Below are 15,403 nucleotides of genomic sequence, written 5' to 3'. Positions count from 1 at the left end.
AATGATGCGTCACCCGAAGCGCATTCGCAAACCTGCTTTCAAGGTGGCACCACCTTGCCGCCGGAGGCATGCTTTTCAGCTTTTATCCCAAACCCTCTCCAGGGTCTGCCGGATGGCATGGAAATCGGTCCAGGCATAAAAGGGAAGGCTCTGGGCATCCATGTACTCGGCCAGCTGCCGTCGGGCAAAGACGCGGGTGGCCACGGTGGCCATGTTATAATCAGTGATGCCGTCTCCGATGGCCACCGCCTCCTTATACGTATACGCGGCCATCACATCGGCCTTGGCCAGGAGCTCTTTCTCACCCGGATAATCGGAAGTCACTTTCAAAAAAGGACCGTCGAGCGCCACGTCTGGGGCGTAGACCGCAGCCACCTTTTCGGCCAGCGGCCCCAGCTTCCGCAGCACCAGCCCTTTGAGCCCACCGGAGATCACCACAAAGGGCACCTCCCTTTCTGCCAGCCAGTCGATGAGCGCTTCCAGGCCGGGCCGGATGGGGACGGTTTCACAGTGATCCAGCATGGTCGGGTACTGATCGGTGGGGATGGTCTCCAGAATCTTCGTGAGCCCTTCCCGAAGCGAGAGGCTGCCGTCCATCACGCCGGGGAGATAGGTCTCCACGGCCTCTGGGGCAAAGGTACGGCACACGCTCACAAAGCCGTCCCGTTCCGTAATGGTGCCGTCAAAATCACAAAAAACAATACGCGGTATCAAAAAACTGCCTCCAGTTGTGTTTCTTTAAAAAAATAAACTGCAAAAAAACCTCGCCTCCGGCGGCAAGGTGAGCCACCTTGAAAGCGGGTATGCGAATGCGATTCGGGGGGCGTAACCTTGGGCGGAAACGCATCCGCATTCGCAGGGAGTGTGAGGACGTCATCCTGTCTCTGCCTGGTCTCATTTTGACAAAAGTTTCGCAAAAACATTTCAGCCCGTAGGGTGCGGCTCCCGCACCGTTCAACGTCACGCAAACCACCGGCCCCGTCTCAACACTTATCACAGAATGCGGCGTTAGATGCTTTTCGGACGTTAAACGGTGCGCAAGCACACCTATCATCCCCCACACCATTGACAACGCGCCACATAAGGATAGGCTTGCGATCCCATGTCTCACGCCTTTTCACCAGAGCCTCTTTTGATTTCACAGAAGCTGGAGAGTTACCAATATTTTTTATAAGATGAAACCACTCCTCGAACGAAGAACGAAGAACCAAGCACAAAGAACGTTTCCTATAACAAATGCACCACGCTGGTCACCACACCCCAGACCTGAAACCCCATTTCATCCGTCATCTCCATGGGGGCATACGCCTCGTTTTCCGCTTCCAGAAAGACCCGATCGCCCCGCCGCCGGAACCGCTTGACGGTGAGGTCGCCCCCCACCACGGCGATGACCACTTTGCGGTCCCTGGGCTCCAGGGAGCGATCCACAATAAGCAGATCATCCGGGTGAATGCCCGCTCCGATCATGGAATCCCCCGCCACCCGGACAAAGAACGTGGCCGCAGGGTGCTTGATGAGATAGGTGTTCAGATCCAGGGTCCCTTCCACGTAATCGTCGGCCGGCGATGGAAACCCCGCTGCCACCTTGCCCATAAAAAGAGGCCGCTCACACACCACGGCCGTCTCTGCCTTCATGATCTTTCTGATCTGCACCACCATCGGGCCTTCTATGAATTAAAACAATACCTTATCTCACAATGGTTCAGCCGTTGCCGAGCACGCTCAGTCTTTTGCCCCGCCCTCCTCCTGGCGAATCAGGGCGGCAAGGATCAGCCCGGAAAAAGAGCCGGTCTTGGACTCAAAGCGCCAGCCCATATGGGCGTCACAGCCTCGGCAGGCGGCGAGGCGCCAGCGGTACCCGGCGAACCAGGAGAACTCCGCCGAAGAGTCCTGGGAGACGACGCACCCGGGGGCGGAGGCAAAGCATCCGATCTCGAAGTAGAGGCCATGGGGGTTGGCAAAACCGTGGGTGTGGGACCCGCCCACCTCCATTCGATCGGTCTCCCGGGCGATGGGAAAGCCGCAGGTGGCGCACACGAGACGCGAACCGCTCCCGCTGTGATCCACGGCATCGGTGGCCGTTCCTTTCTGCATCTCTGGCGACCGCGCCTTTCCGGATCGATCGCCTCGCTTTTTGGGACAGTCTCTGGCCTCAACAGGAAAGGGGATGTCCACGGGTGGGGCCATGGGGAAAGATCTGACAGATGCAGGTGAGTGGGTGGACATCATGGGCCGTCGGCTCCTTTATGAAAATCAAAAAGTGAGGTGTCGGAGAGATGGGAAGGGACCACATGACCCATCCCGTGGAAAATCTTCTCCACGCGACCGGGATGGTTCTTTCGCCAGTCCGCCAGCATCTCCTTGACCTCCCGTCGTTTTTCATTCTCCCCGGCGCCGCAGAGGTCTTTCGGTGCCGTTTCGTATCCGGTCAGACGAAGATATCGCAAAACATCCCCTTCTGTCACAAAGGCCATGGGCCGAATCACCGTCAGGTCGCCTTTGCGGGTGGTCAGTTTCGGTGGCATCCCCTTCATCATCCCCCCATAAAAGAGATTGAGGAACAGGGTTTCCACCATATCGTCCATGTGATGGCCCAGGGCTATGTGAGAAAACCCATTCTCGGCCGCATGGGCATAAAGCGCTCCCCGCCGCAATCGCGCGCAGAGGGTACACATTTTCTTCCCATCCGGGCACTTCTCCTGAAGGGTGGCCCAGACATTCTGACGAATCACGGTAAAAGGAAGGTCCACCGTGGCCATGTGCCGGGCCAGAAGGTCCTCCGGGAATCCGGGGAAACCATGGTCAAGGAACACCACTTCCAACTCGAAGTTCTCTTTAGCCTGCCGCTGCCAGGCGATCATCAGATCGACCAGGGTCAGGGAATCCTTGCCCCCGGAGAAGCAGAGCATCACGCGGTCCCCCTCCCCCACCATGCGGTACGCCCGCACGGCTTTGCCCACACGCCAGGTGAGGTGACGCTTGAGTTTATCACGCTGCTTCCGCGTTTTCGACTCATCCATGAACCGCAGCCGCCTCCCTGGACGTCAAGAGGGCGGAGTCCACAGCAACGGGCTCTCGCTGATGGTTGACCGCCATGAGGCGCCCCCCTTTGCGAAAAAGTAACACCCCTTCAAGGTACGCCACCTTGCCCCAGGTTTCATGGGGTAATTTCAACGCAAGCTCTTTGATGGCAAAAAGATTCCAATCGTGGGTCACAGCAACGGTAAGTCCCGGGGAGTCACCGTCCAAATGCCCTTGAGCAAAACGCAGCATGACGGACGCGGCCTCAGAGGCAGGGGCGATCACCTCTTCTGGAAAGTCCCCGTCGAGCCACCGCCTGATAAAGCCCGACAACTCATATTTCAGAGCCAGTTCGAGGGTACGCTGAAAATCTTTGACATAAAACGGAGAGAGAGCCTCTTCCAGGGAATTGAGCCTCTCCTCAGAACATCCGCTGCCCCGCTGCAGAAGATAAGCGGTTTCAATGCACCGTCCGATATAACTGGAACAGGGCGTCACGGGTAAATCAGCCCCAAGACTCCGCCCGAAAGCGATGGAGGCCTGTTTCCCCGTATCCGTCAAGCCCATAAAAGGCTCCAGCCGGGGATCACCGCTGTAATGACGTGCCGAATGGCGCATCAGCAGCACCAGATTCGTGACCCCTTCCTCCTGAAGCCGCTGAACCACCTTAGCGGTTGCCTGTCCAAGAACCTCTTCACCCATAGTCTCTCCATGCCATTTTGTTATGTTTTATGAAGGGCTCCGCCGGACATCGGATCCGGATCCGCAGAGGCCTTGTCCGCGTAATACTTCAAACCCCAAAGCATATAAATTTTATAGTCGGAAATCAATTACCAAAGAATGGAATAAAACAATTAAGAACGCGGAACCGATGCCTTTACCGCCACACCTCCCCCCGTGTTGCCTCTCCTGCCCTTCGCTTCATCCCGTTTTTTTCTTCCAGACCACCCCAAAGCTCCTCTATGCAGGACAAACCCCTTGACAGATAAGCCTCAATCGATATAACCACTCGTGGGTATGAGGAAATTGGATCCACCTCATTTCAGGGTGGGGTCGTTTTCGCAGGCAATCATTTTCTGAACCGATTTTGTTTCTTTCCGGTGATAAAATGTTTCACAAGGGTTGCTCCGGTCAACCATTTACAATAAGGTTCACCGGCCGTATTCGATGCGGTCGCTCTTGCCTGCACAAAAGACGGCGCAAAGCAGCCACACCAGCACCTCGTAATATAACGAGATATCACCGCCTCCGCTCTCCAGATACCGGTCAATACGCCACCGGGCTCGGAAAACGGCCTGGCGTGGAGGCTTCTCTTTTTTTACGATAAGGCGATCTTTTGCACTCAAGGCTTGACAAGGGTAACGTATCCGTATATCTAAAAAAACTTTGTGTAAGGACATATCTTGTTTTTGTCCGAAACATTCACACAAGACAGGGACATTGCCAGCAAAGCCATGAATTGTATTGATGCCATTGAAGGGACAGCCAAAAAAGTGATCTCCGATTTCCATGCCATGCATGAGTCCGGAGAGATCGATGACACTGAATTTGCAAGGAATACTCGGATCCTTATCAATGGAACCAGAGAATTCGTTGGAAACAACTGTGAAATCACCCCCAACCCTGAGCTTTTGAAAACCGTACTTTTCGAATATGCCCGTGACTTGTGGAAGAACTCTATGGGTGCCAAGGCAAAGGATCGAGAGCTCGCATCCAGCGACGAGGGGTACGACGACTATTATTTTAACTATATTTTCAGGCACGGAACTTACCCTGATTAAGGGAAATCTATGCCTCAAATCACCATAATGTATTGCCAGTGCCCACCTCACCGGGCATTCAAAGTAGCACAAATTTCAGGAGTATGTTGGTATGACACTTACAAAGAACGACATTGTGATGCGCGTAAGCGAAATGGGATTTTCCAAGCAGCGGTCCGTAGATATCATTGAGAACCTGCTGGTTATTATGAAAGACACCCTGGCTGTGGGCGAGGATGTTTTGATTTCCCGTTTCGGTAAATTCTGCATCAAAACCAAGGGTGAGAGAAAAGGGCGCAATCCTGCCACCGGCGACGAAATGATCTTAAGGGACCGCAAAGTGGTAACCTTCAAGTGTTCCGGTAAACTCCGCGACAAAATCAACGGTGACGATTAGTCCTTACCGCTGATCCCCATACAAAAAAAGGCGACCCCGAAAAGGGTCGCCTTTTTTATTTGCCGTCACATGCCTGCGGCGTCATAAACCGAATCGTTACTTTTTTATCATTAATGGAACGCAACGACGCCTCAAACGAAGAACCAGGCACAAAAACGTTTCCTGCACCGACCCTTACATTTTTTCGCCTGTACGCCTTCGTGCAAACTGCATGGAATGAAGCCTCGCGTACTCCCCGTCCTTTGCAAGGAGGGCCTCGTGCCTGCCCTCCTCCACGATCTCCCCTTTAGACATCACCAGAATACGATCCGCATGCTGAATGGTGGAGAGACGGTGGGCGATCACAAAGGTGGTCCGCCCCTTCATCAGATTTTCCAGGGCATCCTGCACCACCTTTTCCGCTTCGGTATCCAAAGCGCTGGTGGCCTCATCAAGCAGCAGGATAGGCGCATCCTTCAAAAGAGCCCGGGCAATGCAGAGGCGCTGTTTCTCTCCACCGGAGAGCCGACTGCCCAATTCCCCGATGCGTGTGTCAAATCCTTCCGGGAGGCCCATGATAAACTTGTAGGCATAGGCAGCCTTAGACGCTGCCACGATGTCCTCCCAGGTGGCGTCACTGTTGCCATAGGCGATATTGTCCCGGATGGACTCGTTAAACAGGATGGCGTCCTGGGTGACCATGGCGATGCGAGAACGCAGAGACTCTGTGGTGGCCTTGCGGATATCGATCCCATCAATGGCGATCCGGCCTGAGGTCACTTCATAGAATCGGGGAATCAGGTTAATGAATGTGGACTTCCCGCCACCGCTCATCCCCACCAGGGCAATCACCTCGCCAGGTTCAGCGACGAGATCGATGCCTTTCAGGACGGGCTCTTCCCCGTAGGAAAAGGTCACATTCTCGAAGGCAACCCGATGAGAACCCGGAGTGAATGCCACAGCCCCGTCACAATCCTTTATTTCCGGCTCCATTTCGATGATCTCAAAGACACGATCCAACGCCGCCAGCCCTTCTTGAACGGTGTTGTTCAGTTTGCTGAGCTTTTTCAAGGGTTCATACAGGAGCATGACCGCTGTAAGAAAAGAGAGAAAGGTCCCCGTGGTGGAGGTCCCATTGATCACGCCATGACCGCCATACCAGACCACGGCGGCAATGCCGAGGCCACCACAGACGTCCGTCACCGGAGAGGAGAGGGCCTTGGCCTTGACCTTCTTCATTTCAAAACCGAACAGATCCCAGGATCTTTTATAAAATCGCTGTTTCTCGTACTCTTCCCGGCCAAAGGCCTTAATGATCTTGGCCCCGGCAAAGGTCTCATGGAGAAAGGTGTTGAGCTCCCCTACCGACTCCTGGGTGCCCGTGCTCACCTTGCGCACCCTGCGCCCCAGCTTCACGATGGGATAAAAGGCCACCGGGACCACCACCAGCGCCACCAGCGCCAGTTGCCAGTCGCGATAGATGAGCACCCCGGTGAGTCCGATAATGGTGAACATATGCTCGATGGCCGCCGTCACCGAGGTGGAGACCATGGACTGGATAAGGGTCACGTCGTTGGTAATGCGACTCATGAGAACCCCGGTCCGTTCCTTCTGAAAAAAGGAGAGAGAGAGATCCTGGATGCTTCCATAGAGTTCATTACGAAGGGTCGTGATAATTCCCTGCCCCACGTTGTTCATGAGGTACTCTTTGCCAAGGATAGCCACCCCACGGACGAGGGAAACCCCCAGCACGACAAAGGTGACCAGCTTGAGCATCTCACCATTTTGGGCAATAAAGATATCGTCCAGAATGTTCTTGATCAAAAAAGCCAGGGACGCAGTGGATCCCGAGATCAAGGTCATACAGACCATGGCAACCCCCAGCTTCATCCAGTTGTTCCGGATAAGCCCCAGGATCTTGCGATGCCTTTCGCCGGTTATCAGTTCCTGAAAAAATTTCATAATGGTATTGTATTAAACCTTTTGCCCACCCTGGCGGCAGGCGATATGCGACACAAAAAAGCATGGCATGGAAGAATCAAGAGAGTCACACCCCCCGAAACGATACCGGACTGTGCTCGTTAACGGAGTCTGTCTGTGAGACGATGTTGAAAAAATAAAATGCGGAAAGGATCAGCTTAAAACAGAGCAACGTGCTGGAGAGCCGTCCACCACAAGAATGGTCATGCCATTATCATTGGCATAGGCCACCATGGCATCACGGTCAAAGACGACGGCATGCCCCGCTTCCAGCACCAACCCGGTGACCCCGGCATCCTTCATGGTCTGAAGGGTCTGAAGACCCACGGCCGGGACATCAAATCGCATATCCTGGGTGGGTTTGCTCACCTTGATCAACACGGCGTCTCCGGTCCCGAGGCTTCCCCCCCGGCGAATGGTGGCGTCGGTCCCGTCAATGGCCTCCACCGCCAGCACGGACCCACCGCCCATGACGATGCACTGCCCCACGTCGAGGCGTCCGATCTCCTTGGCGATATCCCACCCGGTTCGTATGTCTTTAATCTGAGCCGTACTGGGCTTTTTCCGGGTCCAGAGGCCACCGTCAGCCAGAATTTCCGGCACAAGAAAGGTGGAGGAACGAACCTGCAGCCCCTCGGTCTCCAGAAGCCGGGAAAAGGCACTTAGAAGGGTATCGTCATGGGTATGACGCATGCGGGCGAGAAAGGCAACCGCCTTGGTATCCGGGCGAATGTCCTTGAATATATTGGTTTTTTTAATACCGCCAACAAGAACCACCTCGGTCACGCCATGGGATCTGAAAAAGCGAATCAGTTTTTTCACCTGACCCAGGTGAAACCATTCGATTTGTTCACAGAGTCCTTCAAGGTCGGGACTCGCTTCGTTTTTTATAGCTGCGGCATAAACCCCGTACCCCTTCTCTTTTGCTGCACGCGAAAACAAAAGGGGAAACTGGCCATTGCCCGCAATGACTCCCACCTTCATGGGGTGATTCCTTTCCGGGACCGCAGGCTGCCCCACCGGGGACGGCCTGCAAGGCCTCATCGTTATCGGGTGATTCCCCTGCTGGAGTTCTGAATAAAATCGACGAAGGCCACGACCTCTGGAATCTGGTTCACCTCGGCGCGAACCCTGTCAATGCCTTCATTCAAAGTCAACCCAATGCGAAAAAGAAGGCGGTATGTTCGTTTCAGCTCCGTGATGGTGCTCTCAGAAAAATTGCTGCGCCGCATGCCCACCTTGTTAAGGCCATGCAGGGTGGCGCGATCTCCCGCTGAAATCACGTAGGGGGGAATATCTTTCACCACCACGGATTTGCCTCCGATGTAGGCGAAATCACCCACACGAACAAACTGATGAATGGCAGTGAACCCTCCGATGTTGGAAAAGTCTCCGAGTTCACAGTGGCCGGCAAGGGTGGAGTTGTTGGCCAGAATCACCCGGCGTCCGGTCTTGCAGTCATGGGCCACATGACAATACGCCATGAGAAAGTTGTCCTCGCCCACCTCGGTGAGCCCTCCACCGACCCCGGTGCCCCGGTTGATGGTGACAAACTCACGGATCACGGTACCCCGCCCCACTTTGAGGTGAGTGATCTCTCCTTTATACTTCAGATCCTGGGGTGCGGCCCCCACAGAAGCGTACTGAAAAATCCGGCAATCCGGGCCGATACTGGTATACTCATCAATCACCACATGAGAGGCGATCACCGTCCCGGCACCAATGGAGGTATTCCCCTTGACAAGGGTATAGGGACCGATGACGGCATCGGGATCAATCTCCGCCGAAGGGTCAATAATGGCTGTCGGGTGTATGTTTGTCATGGTACGTCCTTATGTCCTGCGCACCGACACGGTGCGAATGCTGTCATTAGTCTGATCGGTGCCTTATCTGTTCTGACGAAGGCAAAAAAATAGAAATGCTACTCACCGGATTCCAGGCGATCAACCCGCTTTTCAAGTTGGGAAACGGTTCGCTTCAGTTCCGGCAATTTTGGCATCAGGCTCATAAGCCGCAGCCACAATTTATGAGGCATGGCCGGTGTGCCGGACACCACCTCCCCTTCACCGACTGATTTTACCACCCCTGCGGCAGGCCCCACAATGGTGTTGTCGCCGATGCTGAGATGACCCGAGATCCCTGCCTTACCGGCCAGGATCACATGGTTGCCCACGGTCGAGCTTCCGGCAATCCCCACCTGAGCCACAAGGAGGGTGTCTTCACCCACTTCCACGTTATGGGCCACATGGACGAGGTTATCGGTTTTCACCCCCCGTTTGATCCAGGTCCGGCCCGCGGTGGCACGGTCAATGGCATTGAGGGCACCGATCTCCACATCATCATCAATCTGAACGATGCCGGTGTGGGGAATTTTCCGGTAAGAGGTCCCTTCTGGAGCAAAGCCGTAGCCATCGCTGCCGATCACCGATCCGGCATTGATCATCACACGGTTTCCGATGACGCAATCATGGCCGATGGTCACATTGGCCTGCAGGGTCACCTCTTCTCCAAGACGGACACCATCGCCCACCACCACACCGGGGTACAGACGGCACCCCTTCCCAAGGGTCACACCGTCGCCCACCACCACACCGGGGCTGATCTCAACCGGTCCGCCGAAGGCAACGTTCGCTCCGATACAGGCATGGGGGCTCACCTTGTGAGCCACCTCCCTGACAGGAGAAAAAAGTTCCATAATCTGGATAAAGGCGACCCGGGGGTTGGCCACCACAATCAGGCTCTTCTCCGTGGTTCCCGGATCTTCGGGGACCAGCACCGTACCTGCCCCTGTGTCGGAGAGCCGCTTCAGGTAACTCGCGTCTCCGGCAAAAACAATCTGTTCTTCTCCTGCGTCTTCAAAGGGCGCCGGAGCCGTCACAATCCGGGAGCCATCTCCGATGACGGTCCCCCCCACAACGTCGGCAATTTCTTGAACGGTCCGTTTCATCTTACCTCTTTTCGTATCTTTCATCGTACAGGCCAATGAGCCTGTCCGTCATGTCCATGGATGCGGGGGCATAAAGCACCTCTTTTTTTTCAACGATCAAAAGGTACCCCCCTTTGCGACCCAGACTCTCAATAATCCCGCCCAGCTCTTTTCTAATCTTTTCTGTCTGTCTGCGATTGATCTCTTGAAAAAGGCGACTGTACTTCTGGTCAGAGGCTTTAAACACCCCCATAAGTTTTTCCAGCTCTTGACGTTTTTCGCTGATATCACGGGTGGTGGCAGAGAGCTCCAGGCTCTCCAGGGAGGCCTGCAAAGACCCGATACGTGTCTTCAAACGCCCAAGCTCTGAAGTGCGCTCCGACTGTTTCGTCCGAAGCACTTCAGCGGCCTCTCGACCCGCCCGGGACTCCTTGAGTACTCGCTGAAAATCCACCACACCGATTTTTGCCACATCGGCTCCCAGGGCAGTTCCCCCCCAGAGAAGCAAGGCGATGACCGCCACCAGACCTTTGATACCTAATCGCATAAAAACGCCCGCCTTTTTCAGGTAACCTGACTCTCACCTGCATGCAAACAAACATCATCGCCATGATCCTGTCGGCCTGGGCCGACAATCTCTTTAAAAAGCCGTGCCCATCGTAAATTCCCATCGGGCATTGTCTTCTCCATCCTGGGGATCCACGACGTAGCCTCGTTCAAACCGAATCGGACCGATGGGAGAATACCAGCGAAATCCAAAGCCGTAAGATTGACGCAAATCCGAGGGGTCGATGTTTGCGGTCTCTTCATACACGTTGCCTGCATCGGTAAAGGCCAGAACCACCAGCCCCTCCACCCCGAACAGGGGCACGATCAGCTCGGCGTTAAACTGGACGTATTTGTTGCCGCCAATCTCCAGGCCTTGATCGTCTTTCAAGTGGATATCCTGATACTCGAAGCCGCGCATGGAGTTGATGCCGCCCAGGTAAAATTTCTTGTAGTCCGGCAGGAATCCGTCGCTGTTTTCATGGACAATCCCCCCTTCACCGTGGAGCATCCCCACCACCTTCCAGAAAACGGGGAAAAACCAGCTCGACTCGGCCGTGTACTTGGAATAACTGATGTCGCCCCCCAACGGCCCGCCGGTGTGTTCCACACGCAGGGTGTGGTCAAAGCCCCGGGTGGTCTGAGCGTTGTAACGCCGATCGCGGGAGTCGTAATTCAGGCTGAATCCCATGCTGCTGAGGGTGTTCTCACCGGCCATTTCCTTGATGCTGTTTGAAGCGGTCAGGTCAATGTCGTCGATGGTATTGCGCTCGAAGGTATAGGAGACAAAGGCGCGGGTGTAATCAAACACGGGATACCCAAGGGTGAGACCGCCACCCACGGTTTCTTTGTCGTAGGAGGAGTATTCATCATCCCAGTTTTTCAGTTCATACTTGGAGTAGAGGGGAATGTCGAACAGCCAGGGCTCCACAAAAATCAACGAATACTTGTTGCCGGTGCCGCCAAACTGCGCCTTGAGGTCCAGGGACTGATCCCGGCCAAAAAGGTTGCGCTTGGAAATAGAGGTGGTCCCGAAGAGCTTGTCTTCGCTGCTGTAACCCATACCGAAGGTAAAGGTGCCGGTGGGCTTTTCCTTCACATCAATAGATAAATTTACCTTATCTGGATCGACCGTGTCCAGCGTATTGACCTTGATGTCCCCGAAATATTCCAGACGATAGAGGTTTCGGACACTCTCCTTGAGCTTTCCGCCCCGGTAGAGCTCCTGCTCATAGATCTTGAGCTGCCGCCGGATCACTTTGTCCCGGGTCACCGTGTTGCCGGTGATAATGATCTTATCAAAGTAGACCAGGTTCCCTTTGGAGACCCGGTAGATTACATCGGCCACGCCTTCGGCCCGATTCCGCCGGATATCCGGCACCACAGAGGCCCGTGCATAGCCTTCATTGCTGTAAATATCCGTCAGGGCCACCACATCGTTCTGGACTTTCTCCCGGTCAAGGTAAGTCCCAGCCCCATCTGTCCCCACCGTCAGCCGTTCCAGCAGGGCCTCTTTGGTGTCCAGGATGTCGCCATCCACGTCCACCTTGCCCAGAGAGTATCGAATACCTTCATCCATCTTCACCGTGATGTAGATCCACTTGCCCTTGTACTCCACCTCGGGATCCGCGATGCGGCAGTCGATGAAACCGTTCTTCTGATATTCGGCGTTAATCACCGCCATGTCGACGTTCAGATCCGCCATCTCCAGGGTACCGGAGGAGGTTAACCAGGAGAAAAAACCCTTCTGTTTGGTCTTGATCATCTTCCGAATTTTCTTATCGGACAGAAACTCGTTGCCTTCCACGACGATCTCTTTGATCCAGATCTTCTTCCCTTCTTCAAGGGTAAATTCCAGATCGGCCTGGTTGTTCTCCACATCGATCAGTCGGTAGTTGACCTTGGTTTTGTAATAGTGTTTTTCATTGTAGAGGCTTTCGATCTGCTTAATGGAGGTGTTCAGAGAACCTGTATTGAAAATAGCCCCTTTGGAGAGGGTGATGTTCTTCTTCACCTTTTCGTCATCAAAGATCTGGTTTCCCTTCACCAGGACGTTTCGAATGGTGGGCTTCTCCTTCACGCGGAAAATCACCGTTGCCGTTCCATCCTCATGATGCTCGGCCACCACTTTAATATCTTCAAAATAACCCATGCGATAGATGGATTTCATATCGCGCGTAAGGGCATCGTTCTTCAGCCGGTCGTCGGCTTTGGCCCGCACCACACGGAGAATCGCATCGGCTTCAATACGCCGATTCCCTTCCACCTTGACAGCAGAAATGGTTTCAAAGCTGAAAATTCTGGACCCGATCTTCACGGCCAGATCGCCCACGGTGGAGATCAGGGTTTCCACACCCTTCCCTTCACTGGAAAGGGGGATACTGCGGCCACTCTTGACATCAAACAGGGTGACATCAAGATGAAAGAGCTCTCCTGTTTGTGTCAGCCCTCCCCAGACGACATGATCGACCTTCGCCGACGCAGCCACATTAGAAAGAGCTGCCGTATCTACCTTACCCGCCTCGTCCACGGCGCCCATCAGGGAATCAGCCGCCACCATTTTCCCGCCGTCCCGCTCCAATTGACGCGAAAGGGTTTCAGGAATCTGGGTGGAAAGATACGAAAGATCTGTGTCGGTTCCCACATGAAAAGGGAGAACGGCAATTCGTTTTGCGGCCTCTTCAGCCCAGGCGGAATTGGCTCCGGCCATTACCACGATCGCGATCATCAGAGAAAAGAGAAGAGATCTGGTCAGTCGAGTCATTATGATGTTTCCCTTGTTATCATGTCCGTTCAACTATCTGCCCACCTTCCAGGGTTACCTGACGATCCATGTAACCGGCCAGCTCCAGGTTGTGGGTCACGATCACAACCGTCATTCCGGTTTCATGGTTCAACTCGTCAAGCAGCTCATGAATTTGACTGCTGTTTTTACCGTCCAGATTACCGGTCGGTTCATCAGCCAGAAGAATCGCGGGCCGTCCCACCACCGCTCGTGCAATGGCCACGCGCTGTTGCTCACCCCCGGACAATTCGCCCGCCCGATGGTGAAGTCTTCGGGAGAGACCGACCCGGTCAAGGATCGCTTCTGCATCCCTGGCGGACGATTCGCCCTTATCCCCTCTGATCAACCGGGGCAACATCACGTTTTCAAGTGCTGTAAACTCCGGCAGTAAATGATGAAATTGAAACACAAAGCCGATGGTCCGATTTCGAAACTCAGCCAGATGCCTGTCATCCGACGCAAACACGTCGATCCCGTCACAGATCAGCCGTCCCGCATCAGGACGATCCAGGGCCCCCACGATATGCAGCAGGGTGGATTTGCCGATACCGGAGGCTCCCGTCACCGCGATCCGTTCGCCACCGACCATGGAAAAATAGACATCCGCCAATACATCCAATTCCACCCCCCCGGCAGAATAGGACTTGGAAATACCCTCCAGAGAAAGGCTGGCACCTCTCTTTGCATCACCCATAACGAATCGCCTCCACCGTATTCTGTCTGGAAGCTTGCCACGCAGGGTAAAGAGTCGCCAGAAAGCAGATACCGAACGCCGAGGCGGAGATGACCAGAACATCCAAGGCCTCCAACCGCACCGGCAACGTTGAAAAGATATAGACCTTCGGCAGCTCAATGAATTTGAAATGCTTCAGGAGAAAACACAGCAACACGCCCAGGGCCACTCCGATGGAGGTTCCCACCATACCGATCAGGGTCCCCTGATAGACAAAGATTCGCATGATACTGCCGTCTGTTGCCCCCATGGCCTTTAAAATGGCAATATCCCGCGTTTTTTCCATGACCATCATAATCAGGCTGCTGGCGATATTAAAGGCCGCCACCAGCACAATCAAAATAAGAATCACAAACATCGCCGCCTTCTCAAGCTTTAAGGCAGAAAAGAGGCTCGCGTTCATCTGCATCCAATCCCTGGCCCAATACACAGGCCCGATCCGATCCAGAATCGCCTCTCGGATCTGGTCCGCATCATAAGGAGAAAGGGTCCAGACGTCGATACCCGTCACCTTGTCACCCAGCCGAAAGACAGATCGGGCGTCGTCGATATGGATGTAAGCAAAGGAGCTGTCATACTCGAACATGCCGGATTCAAAAAGGCCGGCAACCCGGAACTGACGCATGGAGGGCACATGCCCCATGGGGGAGATCATGCCCTTGGGTGAAATAAGGTAGATCATGTCGCCTTCACCCACTCCGAGATTCAGGGCCAGTTCGTTCCCGAGAATCACGCCGGGTGCCGAAGGCCGCCCCCTGGAAGGCGCTTTGCGCTCCAGCCATGTTTCAAGACGCTCTGGCGGATACCCTTGAATCTGCGTGACAGCCGACGTGGGTTCTACCCCCCGAAGCACCGCACCGGATACCCCGTAGGCAGACCGAAGCATCACCTGACCATAAACAAAAGGGGCGGCCACCTTGACCCCATCCACCTCATCAATCACGCTGAGAAGGTGTTCAGGGTCTGCAATGCCGCCGCCACGCATCATGACTGAAATATGGGATTGAAAACCAAGAATACGAGCCTTAAAATCCTTTTCGGCACCCGTCATCACGGCAATCACCACCACAAGGGCCATCACCCCCACGGCGACTCCGGCAACGGATAGCATGGTAATCAAAGAAATAAAGGCTTGCCTGCGCTTGGCCTTGAGGTAGCGCAGCGCAATGAGAAGTTCATACGATATGGAAAGGGGCGATCCGATTCGGTTCATTCAACCATCGTTTCACAGGAGGTATTTAAAAAACCGTCGGCAGAGCGCTGCCCCACCGACGGT

General features: G+C 54.5%; 15 protein-coding genes. 2 read left to right on the top strand and 13 right to left on the bottom strand.

The features are described from left to right. Nucleotides 1–75: 75 nt before the first annotated feature. The 5 genes from Q1Q75_RS14720 to Q1Q75_RS14700 all read right to left on the bottom strand — a co-directional run bounded on the left by Q1Q75_RS14720 (nucleotide 76) and on the right by Q1Q75_RS14700 (nucleotide 3,723). Complete coding sequence (locus Q1Q75_RS14720) at nucleotides 76–714, bottom strand: HAD-IB family phosphatase (protein ID WP_300672162.1); 639 nt, start codon at nucleotides 712–714, stop codon at nucleotides 76–78. A 513-nt stretch (nucleotides 715–1,227) separates the two neighbouring features. Continuing rightward, nucleotides 1,228–1,653: a translesion error-prone DNA polymerase V autoproteolytic subunit gene (umuD, locus tag Q1Q75_RS14715; protein ID WP_300672160.1), complete on the bottom strand. Its 426-nt coding sequence runs from the start codon at nucleotides 1,651–1,653 to the stop codon at nucleotides 1,228–1,230. Nucleotides 1,654–1,722: 69 nt separating this feature from the next. Beyond that, nucleotides 1,723–2,229 (bottom strand): cereblon family protein, encoded by a 507-nt coding sequence (locus Q1Q75_RS14710; protein WP_300672158.1) that lies wholly within the window; start codon nucleotides 2,227–2,229, stop codon nucleotides 1,723–1,725. Continuing rightward, complete coding sequence (gene ttcA, locus Q1Q75_RS14705; protein WP_300672156.1) at nucleotides 2,226–3,020, bottom strand: tRNA 2-thiocytidine(32) synthetase TtcA; 795 nt, start codon at nucleotides 3,018–3,020, stop codon at nucleotides 2,226–2,228. Before ttcA ends, Q1Q75_RS14710 begins: the two co-directional genes overlap by 4 nt. Further along, nucleotides 3,013–3,723: a histidine phosphatase family protein gene (locus tag Q1Q75_RS14700; protein ID WP_300672153.1), complete on the bottom strand. Its 711-nt coding sequence runs from the start codon at nucleotides 3,721–3,723 to the stop codon at nucleotides 3,013–3,015. The genes ttcA and Q1Q75_RS14700 overlap by 8 nt, the downstream gene beginning before the upstream one ends. Nucleotides 3,724–4,475: 752 nt before the next feature. On the opposite strand from Q1Q75_RS14700, the gene Q1Q75_RS14695 reads away from it, so the two are divergent. Then, the gene (locus Q1Q75_RS14695) at nucleotides 4,476–4,802 is read left to right on the top strand and encodes a hypothetical protein (protein WP_300672151.1); all 327 of its coding nucleotides are present in this window, start codon (nucleotides 4,476–4,478) and stop codon (nucleotides 4,800–4,802) included. 91 nt (nucleotides 4,803–4,893) lie between these two features. After that, nucleotides 4,894–5,178, top strand: a complete 285-nt coding sequence (locus tag Q1Q75_RS14690) for an integration host factor subunit alpha (RefSeq protein ID WP_300672149.1) — start codon at nucleotides 4,894–4,896, stop codon at nucleotides 5,176–5,178. 174 nt (nucleotides 5,179–5,352) lie between these two features. Here the strand turns inward: Q1Q75_RS14690 and Q1Q75_RS14685 are convergent, their stop codons facing one another. The 8 genes from Q1Q75_RS14685 to Q1Q75_RS14650 form a co-directional block, all read right to left on the bottom strand. Continuing rightward, entirely contained in the window at nucleotides 5,353–7,119 is a 1,767-nt protein-coding gene (locus tag Q1Q75_RS14685) for an ABC transporter transmembrane domain-containing protein (RefSeq protein ID WP_300672147.1), read from the bottom strand. Between the two features lie 171 nt (nucleotides 7,120–7,290). After that, nucleotides 7,291–8,121: a UDP-2,3-diacylglucosamine diphosphatase LpxI gene (gene lpxI / locus Q1Q75_RS14680; RefSeq protein WP_300672145.1), complete on the bottom strand. Its 831-nt coding sequence runs from the start codon at nucleotides 8,119–8,121 to the stop codon at nucleotides 7,291–7,293. Between the two features lie 62 nt (nucleotides 8,122–8,183). Then, nucleotides 8,184–8,960 carry an acyl-ACP--UDP-N-acetylglucosamine O-acyltransferase gene (gene lpxA / locus Q1Q75_RS14675; RefSeq protein ID WP_300672143.1) on the bottom strand — a complete coding sequence of 259 codons (777 nt, stop codon included), beginning with the start codon at nucleotides 8,958–8,960 and terminating at the stop codon, nucleotides 8,184–8,186. A gap of 98 nt (nucleotides 8,961–9,058) precedes the next feature. Then, on the bottom strand, nucleotides 9,059–10,084 hold the full coding sequence (gene lpxD, locus Q1Q75_RS14670; RefSeq protein ID WP_300672141.1) for a UDP-3-O-(3-hydroxymyristoyl)glucosamine N-acyltransferase: 1,026 nt from the start codon (nucleotides 10,082–10,084) through the stop codon (nucleotides 9,059–9,061). Between the two features lies 1 nt (nucleotide 10,085). Beyond that, nucleotides 10,086–10,610 (bottom strand): OmpH family outer membrane protein, encoded by a 525-nt coding sequence (locus Q1Q75_RS14665; RefSeq protein ID WP_300672139.1) that lies wholly within the window; start codon nucleotides 10,608–10,610, stop codon nucleotides 10,086–10,088. A 93-nt stretch (nucleotides 10,611–10,703) separates the two neighbouring features. After that, entirely contained in the window at nucleotides 10,704–13,373 is a 2,670-nt protein-coding gene (bamA, locus tag Q1Q75_RS14660) for an outer membrane protein assembly factor BamA (RefSeq protein ID WP_300672138.1), read from the bottom strand. Nucleotides 13,374–13,392: 19 nt separating this feature from the next. Beyond that, a complete protein-coding gene (locus Q1Q75_RS14655) occupies nucleotides 13,393–14,088 on the bottom strand; it encodes an ABC transporter ATP-binding protein (protein WP_300672136.1) in 696 nt (231 codons plus the stop codon). Further along, nucleotides 14,081–15,340, bottom strand: coding sequence for a lipoprotein-releasing ABC transporter permease subunit (locus Q1Q75_RS14650; protein ID WP_300672134.1), 1,260 nt, complete (start codon nucleotides 15,338–15,340; stop codon nucleotides 14,081–14,083). Before Q1Q75_RS14650 ends, Q1Q75_RS14655 begins: the two co-directional genes overlap by 8 nt. Nucleotides 15,341–15,403 lie beyond the last annotated feature (63 nt).

The sequence above is a fragment of the Desulfoluna sp. genome (assembly GCF_030145185.1).
Classification (GTDB): domain Bacteria; phylum Desulfobacterota; class Desulfobacteria; order Desulfobacterales; family Desulfolunaceae; genus Desulfoluna.
The sequence above is the reverse complement of the archived record's forward strand: the minus strand, read 5'-3'. Positions and strand labels throughout refer to the sequence as shown.